Below are 7,328 nucleotides of genomic sequence, written 5' to 3'. Positions count from 1 at the left end.
GGTAGGGGCTTCCGGCGCCGATATTTTTGGTGAAAGTCTTGCTGTTGGGGGAGGCGCGCCGGCTGGCGTCCGGGGTCGCGGAGCGCGGCTTCAGGGTTACCCTGGACCCTGGTGATAAGCCGGGTGCAGCGGTTTCAGACGTTGCCGCCTGTCAGTTCGCCCCGGATGGGATTCCCCTGATCGTCCTGGGCACCGGAACGGTGGCGGACTGGGCGGCCCGCCGGAAAAGACCGGACGCCTGCATCGTGGATGCCCCGGAAAAAGCGCTTGAAAAGCTCTCCGAACTTGTCAAGCCGGTCAGCGCGCCGGAGCGGAGGGCCGTAAAGAGAAGCGGAAGAGTTTTTGTGCTCACGTACTCAAACAAGGGCGGGGTGGGGAAGACCACCGCGGCGGTCAGTCTTGCCTTAACTCTTGCGGAAGGGGGCGTTCCAACCGTCCTCTGCGACTTTGACCTTGCTGCCCCCGATATTGCCTCATACTTCGATCTCAAGCCGAAGCAAGGGATTGAGAAGCTGGCGGAAGGTGTAGGCGCCAGATCGCTCCTCTTGGGAGTTTCGGGAGAACTCTACGTTCTGCCCGGCCCCGTGGGGACGGGCATTTCCTGCTTTACGGGGAAAGAGCTGGCGAGAGCGGTTGAAGAGCTTTTGGATGAGTTCCCCGTGGTGGTTGGAGACACTCCTCCTGCGCCCTGGGAGAAGGAGTTCCTGCACGGCATTTTCGCGTCAGCCGATCTTGTCTACGCGGTGGTGGACCAGTCGAAGTTCAGCGTCAGGGAAACCGAGACCTATGCCCCCACGCTTCTCCTGATGGGGGTCAGGCCGGAGGCGATCCGGATCATCGTGAACAGGTACAGCCCCAAGCTGGCCGCGCTGCACGAAATCGAGCGCGCTTTTTGTTCGGGATTCAAAAAAGGGGCGCGCTCTCTGCCGAAGGTGGTGGCTGTAATTCCCGAGGGGTGGGAGGAGCAGGTGAGAGCCGGCTACCGTGGAAGTGTCTTGCACAGAGAGGAGTGGCTGAAGCTGGCGAGAGAGGTAGCCGGGCTTGCAGGTTGCGCGCTGGAACCGGAGAGAAAAGAACACAAGCAAGGAGGGTTGCTTGGGTGGCTGAAAAGATAGCAGAAAAGATCAGGGAATTGGCCGAGCTGCTCGACGAAGAGCACATCGCCCGGGCGCTGGGGCTTCCCGTGGAGGTCGTGCGGGGCGTCCTCTCGGGAGAAGTCCCGGACGAGGCATTGGACGACTTCGACCCGAAGAAGCCCCCGGACGTGCGCCTGGTCGAGCGAAAAAAATTCGTGCGAACGAAAATTATCGGGGTTGCTTCCACCGGGGGCTGCGGGGCGACGACGTTGACGGCGGTTCTGGCTGTCCTTTCGGCGAAAAAATCCGGGCTCCCCGTGGCTGCCGTGGACTTAAACGAATTCGCTGGCCTGGGGCCCGCTCTGGGGCTGGATACGATGGGGGAGCAGGCGGCGTTCTACCCCGGCATTTCGTGGTGGAGCGGCGGGGATGTCGGCGACAGCGTCGTCCAGCACCCTGTACTGGAAAACCTCTCTCTCGTGCTGGGGGCTGCGACGGTTGAAAGGTGGCTGGAGCTGAAATTCGAATCCCTGCCCGTTTTGCTCAACAAACTGGCGGGAGCACAGGCTGCCGTCTGGGTAGACTGTCCGGCGTCTCCCGCTCTGCATGAAACGCTCTTTCCCTGCCTGGATGTTCTGCTTTTCGTGCTCCGGATGGACGCCCCTTCTCTGGCGTCTTTCTGCCGGACGCTGCCCCTTATAAAAAAACACGGCGCGGAAGAGAAGACTGCCGTTGTTCTGAACTTCGAGGGAGCCGCCGGAGGCCTCTCTGCCGGGGAGTGCCGCAGGGTGCTCAGGAAGTTCACGGAGGTTCCAGCGATTGCCGTTCTTCCCGAGGACCTCGAGGTGAAGGATGCCCTCAGGGCGGGCCGCTGCTTGGCGCTGGACAGCCCGCGGTCGCCTTTTGTGCTGGGCGCGGAGGGGGTCCTCAGCGCCTTGTGGCCGGAGGCTTCCCCGGCCAAAAAGAGGCGTGGCTTCCTGGCCGCGCTCTTCGGGGGGTAATTTAAATTTGATCCAGACTTACAAGGTGATCTGCGCGCGCCCGGATCTCTGGAGCGTAGCGAACGCCATGCGGACCTGGGACGAGGGGCTGTTTCGGCACTCTGTTTCAGTCGCCGATCTTGCGGTTCTGGTCGCAAGGGAACTGGGGTTTTCCGAGAGAGAAGTTGGAGCCGTCCAGCTGGGGGGTTTTCTCCACGACTTTGGGAAAACTACCTGGCCGAAGTGCCTGATCTCGAAGCAAGAGCTGAGTTCTGACGATATTAAAATCGTTCAGGTACACCCTCTCACAGGCGCGGCCCTTGTGAAAGAACATCTTCCCAGTATCGAAGAACTGGTGCTCAGAATAATCGAAGAGCACCACGAAAAGCCGGACGGGACGGGATACCCCAGGGCCCTTAAGGAAATCGGTCCGTTGAGCAGGGTTGTTTCGGCGGTCGAGTGCTTCGTTGCCCTGACCGAGGAAAGGCCGTACAGAAGCAGGACATATACCCCCGGAGAAGCTGTGGAGATTGCTCTTTCGGGTGGGTTTGACAGTAAAACCCTTGGTGTGGTGTTAAAGCTACTCAAAAAGAAAGAGGAAGGGGTGGTCGGTATTGTTGGCGCATAAACTGTTTATTTTCTTTGGCTGCCTCATCCCGGCCCTGATCTGCGCCGTGACCGACTTCAAGACACACCTCATCCCGAACAAAATCACGCTTCCGATGCTGGCGGCGGGGTTTGTTTACGCGGTTGCCGCGAAAAACCTTCCGGACGCCTTGCTGGGGTTCGCTTTTGCCGGCGGAGTGCTCCTTGTCTGCGCCCTGATGGGCGGGGCGGGCGGGGGAGACTTGAAGCTTGCCGCCGCGCTCGGCGCGTGGTTCGGATTCCGGAACGCGCTCTGGATTCTCCTCATCGGGAGCTTCATCGGGGTCGTGTGGGGTTCCTGGAACCTGGCGAAGCAGGGCAGGCTGAAGGCCCGGATGCTCCTGTTTTTCAGGGGTCTCTTTTTGGAGGCCGTCTACGGGATGAAGGGTGCGATGATTCTTCCGAAGCTTCCGGAAGACCCGGAGGCCCCGGTGCCACCTGAAGCCGTTCCTTTTGGAACCTGCCTGGCGGCGGCGGCCTGGGCGGTGTGGGGAGCTTTGTTCTTTTAGAGTTGCCTGCAACTTCAATGAGAAGGAGGTGTTTTCTGTTTGAGGTTCTTTAACATCAGACGCAGCTGGCCGACCCTTGCCGCGATCGTCATCGGCATCTCCGTGGCCCTAGTCGCCGCCTACCAGCTGCACCGGTACACGAGCACCCATAAGGAGATGGTCCGCGTGCCGGTCCCGGTCAGGGATATTCCGCCCTATACTGTAATCAGCTCCGCCGACATCGGCTGGCGGGCAGTAGTCAAAGGGGGCGAGGAGCCGGGCGCGGTCAGGGACCCGTCCGAGGCCGTGGGCAAGCTCGCTTTAAGCACACTTTATCAGCATGAGCAAATCAAAAAAGAGCGGCTTGCTGACGCGAGGCTTGTCAAGGACAAGCAGATAGTTTCCATTAACATCGACGTTGCCCGGAGTGTTGGAGGCTCGCTCCGGGCAGGGGACCTGGTGGACGTATGGTGGATTCCCACCGAAAGCTCCATGCAGACGCCCGGAGTAGGGTGGATTAAGGCGGCCACTAATGCCGTTGTCCTCGATGTTCGGGACAGCGCCGGAAAGTCCGTTTTGATTCAGCAGGCCGGGGTTATCCAGCAGGCCCTCGCCGGAGGCATGGGCGCTCCCGCGACGCCACCTGCAGTGGTAATTCTTGCCGTTGACAGTAAAGATGTTTCGCGGGTTATCGGGGGAGCATCTCCGAAATCTCAAAACATTGTCCTGTCAAAGAAGTTCGTTCCGACAGCGGACCAGGTCCAGTTACAAGAAAGCTCTCAAAATCTAAGTGAGCAGGGAGGGGAAACCGGTGCTGCGACTGGCGCCGAAAAAACAGGAAAGTCCAGGTAGACAGGAAAAGGGTAGACAAGAAAAGGTCGGCAGAGTAGACATCAAGCGAGCGACCCGGATCATCCAGGAGGTTATCCAGGAGCCTGCCGAGCTGGGAGAAGAAGAGGCACTCCAAAACAAGGAAATCCTCGAAAATGCGATGGCCGGCGTTCCCGGAGCTAACGAGCGCGCTGTAAAAGCGATAGCCAGCACATTGGAGCGTTTAGGAGTCGAAGTAGAGGAGATGAACCTCCGTCAAGCAGCCTATGAAATTTACAAGTATGCCTGGGGTCTGGGGCCAATCGAAGACCTCTACCACGATCCTTCTATTAACGAAATCCGCGTTAACGCTCCAGACCGGGTATACGTTTTGAAAAACATCCGAAACGAAAAAACGGAAGTTCGCTTTAGAGACGATGAACACGTAATGAAAATCATAACAAGAATCACCCTTCACGACCGGGGAGTTGCGCTCAACCGCTCAAATCCCACGATTGAGTCAATGAGGAAAGACGGAACCAGGATTACAGCAACCTGCCCTCCGGTTACCGAACACGTGACCCTTGTACTGAGGAAGCCCTTTGCCCGGGTGGTTACCCCCGAAGAGCTGGTAAGGCTCGGAACTCTAGACGAAAGAACCTGGCTTGTGTTAGAGACTTTGGTTGCGGGGAGGGCGAACGTCATCATAGCCGGGGGAACCGGAAGCGGAAAGACGACTCTCCTGCGGACTCTCTTTTCGGCTACACCCCCCAACGCCAGGGCGGTTGTGCTGGAGACGGACCGCGAGCTGTTCCTTGCGAAGATGTTTCCGGACCGTGACATCATAGAGATGGAAGAGCACCCCGAAGCCGGGCGGACCCTCGGCGGGCTATTCAAAATCGTTCTCCGCTACTCACCCAACCTTATCATTGTCGGAGAGTTTCGCGCCGCAGGTGAGGCGAAGGAAGCCGTGCGTGCCTGCATTCGGGGGCACGACGGATCTTTGGTTACTGCCCACTTCGGTTCTCCTAAGGAGGCTATTGAGGGCACCGGAAAGCTTCTCCTCGAAGAGGGCATGAATCTTCCTTTGGAAGTAGCGGTATCGTTTGTTGCATCGGCTTACCACGTAGTTGTTCAGATGTTCGGAGATTCTACAAAGGGCGTCATCAAAGTGGAGAGCGTCACCGAGGTTTGTCCGAACGGCTCCAAAATCGAGTACCGCGACCTCGTGCGCTGGGTTCCGAAGGGAGACGACTACTTCGAGGGTAGCTGGAAAGTGTGTAGCCCCCCCAGCCCGAGGCTTCTGGAGAGACTGAGAAGACACCTCCCTGTTTCAAAACTCAGGAGGCTCGGATGGTAGCCTGGCTTGCGGTCTTTGGGGTAGGAGTGTTTGCTGTCGTCTTTTCTGTCGCACATGCGCTCTTAAAAAACGCGGGGAAGCAGGACTGGAGGCAAAAGCTGGCAAGGCTTTCCTCCGTCCGGATGGTCGAGCTCTCCCATTCTCTCCAGAAGTGGGTGCTGCGGGCGGAGAAAGAGCTGGGAGGATTTAAATTCGTTCGCAGGGGGCCCGCGTTCCTCCTGCTCGCGCTGGTTTTCTCGGTTGTGGGTTTTCTCTATGGCACGCTGGCGTTGCGCAATCCGGCAGCGGGGGTGGTCCTGGCTGCAGCGGGGGTAATCTTTCCTGAACAAGTTTTCTTTTACCGGGAGAAGGCTTTCAGGGAGAAGCTCATCGAGCAGATGGGCGCGGCGGTGCGCGTGTTTGCCGCTGAATACGCGGAAACTCCGCACCCCGTCAAGGCCCTGGGGGCGGCGGCCCGCAGGCTTCCCGACCCCATCGGAGGGATCCTGAGAGAAGCAGAAAAAGGGCTGCTCCTGGGCAAAGACAGGGACGACGTCCTGACCAAGCTTGCCAGGGACCTCGACTTCGAGTACGGCAGGCTTTTTGTTCAGTTGTTCCGGCTCTCTTTTGAAGACGAAGCTGTGAAGCCCCTGTTCTCCCGGCTCGCGGCGAGAATATCCGGCCAGCAGGAACTCATCCGAAAGAGCCGGGTGGAAGTGACGGCTGACCGCATAATGTCGCTTGCGCTCAACCTTGCGGTTGTTCCGGTCTATTTTCTCATGCAAAAGGTTGTCCCTGAAGCACGCTCATTTTTCCTCGAAACAGCCGCCGGGCGCGGAATCGTCGTCTGCTGCCTCGTCTCTGCGGTTGCCGGGGCGCTTCTCGACAGGATGGTGAACAGGGGGGATACGGGTGATTGAAACTGTTTATTTAGGAATGTTTGCGGCAGGGGTTTCTCTTGCCCTGATACCCCTGTTAAGCCTTGTATTTTCCCGCGTCTCTGGAAGGACAGTGGCGTGGAGTCTCGGGTGGAAACAGTGGAGACCGCAGCTGCGGGGTGCTTCCGGAAAATTCAACTTAAAGCGCGCGGGGGAGCACGGGGAAGGGGTTGTTCTCTTGGGGGGACTGCTTGCCGGTTTCCTTTTTGGTCTTCTTATTTCCGGATTTACCGTCTCGGCGCGCGGGGTGCCGCTGATTACCGGGGGTCTGGGAGCCGGGGCCGCGTGGTTCCTCCGGAGGAATTTTAAGGAAACCGTGAAGATGAAAAAACTGCGGGAGGTTGCCGCTCTCTACGAGTCGGTGGTTTTCTACACGAAGGCGGGTTACACCATCCAGCAGTCCCTCCGCCTGGGGGCGGTCATTACTCCGACGATCCGGCCCGCTGTGGAGAGGTGTCTGGCCATGTGGCCCTCCGGTCCCATGAGAGCATTGGAAAAATTTGCAGAGGAGGTGGATGTACCAGAAGCAGCGACGCTTTCGACTGTTCTGATGCACGCCGAGGAATCGGGCATGGGGTATGGACGCGGCGCGATAGAGGAAGAATCCAGGGCGCTTGAGGCGCTGAGGCAGACGCTTGCCGAATTGAAGATAGTAAGCAAGCCGCTTTACTACTGCATTTATCGCGCACTGCCCCTGGCCGCAATTGCCGGAATGGTGGTTGGCCCGCTCGTGTGGAGGCTCATAAAGGTCATGGGACAGTATTTTGGATTTTTAACATGAAGGGAGGAAGAGTTAAATGCTGAAGTTTATGAAAAGGCTTTTGAAGGACGAGCGCGGAATCACGACAGTTGAAATGATAATTGCAGCCGGAATTCTGGCCGCAATCGCAATCGGTGCGTACACCACACTCAGGCCTCATGTCATAAATTCAGCAAACACAATCGGAACCAAATTAAATACCGCTGTAGGAAGCAACAATCCCGCCTGGTAAGAGATGCGATGTGGAGCGAGAAGGGGAGCGAAGAGCTCCCTTTTTCTATTTACAGGAGGT

The 7,328-nt window shown here is 58.1% G+C and carries 9 protein-coding genes; all 9 read left to right on the top strand.

Features of this window, described 5'->3' with window-relative positions:
• The first annotated feature begins 20 nt into the window (after nt 1-20).
• The 9 genes from HPY58_12950 to HPY58_12910 are packed head-to-tail and all read left to right on the top strand — an operon-like array spanning nt 21 to nt 7,268.
• Nucleotides 21-1,115 (top strand): P-loop NTPase, encoded by a 1,095-nt coding sequence (locus HPY58_12950; protein NPV30526.1) that lies wholly within the window; start codon nt 21-23, stop codon nt 1,113-1,115.
• A complete protein-coding gene (locus HPY58_12945; protein ID NPV30525.1) occupies nt 1,100-2,077 on the top strand; it encodes a hypothetical protein in 978 nt (325 codons plus the stop codon). Before HPY58_12950 ends, HPY58_12945 begins: the two co-directional genes overlap by 16 nt.
• 7 nt (nt 2,078-2,084) lie before the next feature.
• Nucleotides 2,085-2,684 (top strand): HD domain-containing protein, encoded by a 600-nt coding sequence (locus HPY58_12940; protein ID NPV30524.1) that lies wholly within the window; start codon nt 2,085-2,087, stop codon nt 2,682-2,684.
• Complete coding sequence (locus HPY58_12935; protein ID NPV30523.1) at nt 2,674-3,210, top strand: prepilin peptidase; 537 nt, start codon at nt 2,674-2,676, stop codon at nt 3,208-3,210. Before HPY58_12940 ends, HPY58_12935 begins: the two co-directional genes overlap by 11 nt.
• Nucleotides 3,211-3,249: 39 nt before the next feature.
• Nucleotides 3,250-4,041, top strand: coding sequence for a hypothetical protein (locus HPY58_12930; protein NPV30522.1), 792 nt, complete (start codon nt 3,250-3,252; stop codon nt 4,039-4,041).
• Nucleotides 4,001-5,359, top strand: coding sequence for a CpaF family protein (locus tag HPY58_12925; protein NPV30521.1), 1,359 nt, complete (start codon nt 4,001-4,003; stop codon nt 5,357-5,359). The genes HPY58_12930 and HPY58_12925 overlap by 41 nt, the downstream gene beginning before the upstream one ends.
• Nucleotides 5,353-6,258, top strand: a complete 906-nt coding sequence (locus HPY58_12920) for a hypothetical protein (protein NPV30520.1) — start codon at nt 5,353-5,355, stop codon at nt 6,256-6,258. Before HPY58_12925 ends, HPY58_12920 begins: the two co-directional genes overlap by 7 nt.
• Nucleotides 6,251-7,057, top strand: coding sequence for a hypothetical protein (locus HPY58_12915; GenBank protein NPV30519.1), 807 nt, complete (start codon nt 6,251-6,253; stop codon nt 7,055-7,057). Before HPY58_12920 ends, HPY58_12915 begins: the two co-directional genes overlap by 8 nt.
• A 16-nt stretch (nt 7,058-7,073) precedes the next feature.
• Entirely contained in the window at nt 7,074-7,268 is a 195-nt protein-coding gene (locus HPY58_12910; GenBank protein ID NPV30518.1) for a Flp family type IVb pilin, read from the top strand.
• Nucleotides 7,269-7,328: the final 60 nt, after the last annotated feature.

Source organism: Bacillota bacterium (assembly GCA_013177945.1).
Taxonomy (GTDB): domain Bacteria; phylum Bacillota; class DSM-12270; order Thermacetogeniales; family Thermacetogeniaceae; genus Ch130.
This window is presented reverse-complemented; position numbering and strand designations above follow the sequence as displayed.

Bases quoted from the DNA above. Each gene is read 5' to 3' on its own strand.
- HPY58_12920 (NPV30520.1), top strand. From the start codon at position 5,353: ATGGTAGCCTGGCTTGCGGTCTTTGGGGTAGGAGTGTTTGCTGTCGTC.
- HPY58_12910 (NPV30518.1), top strand. From the start codon at position 7,074: ATGCTGAAGTTTATGAAAAGGCTTTTGAAGGACGAGCGCGGAATCACG.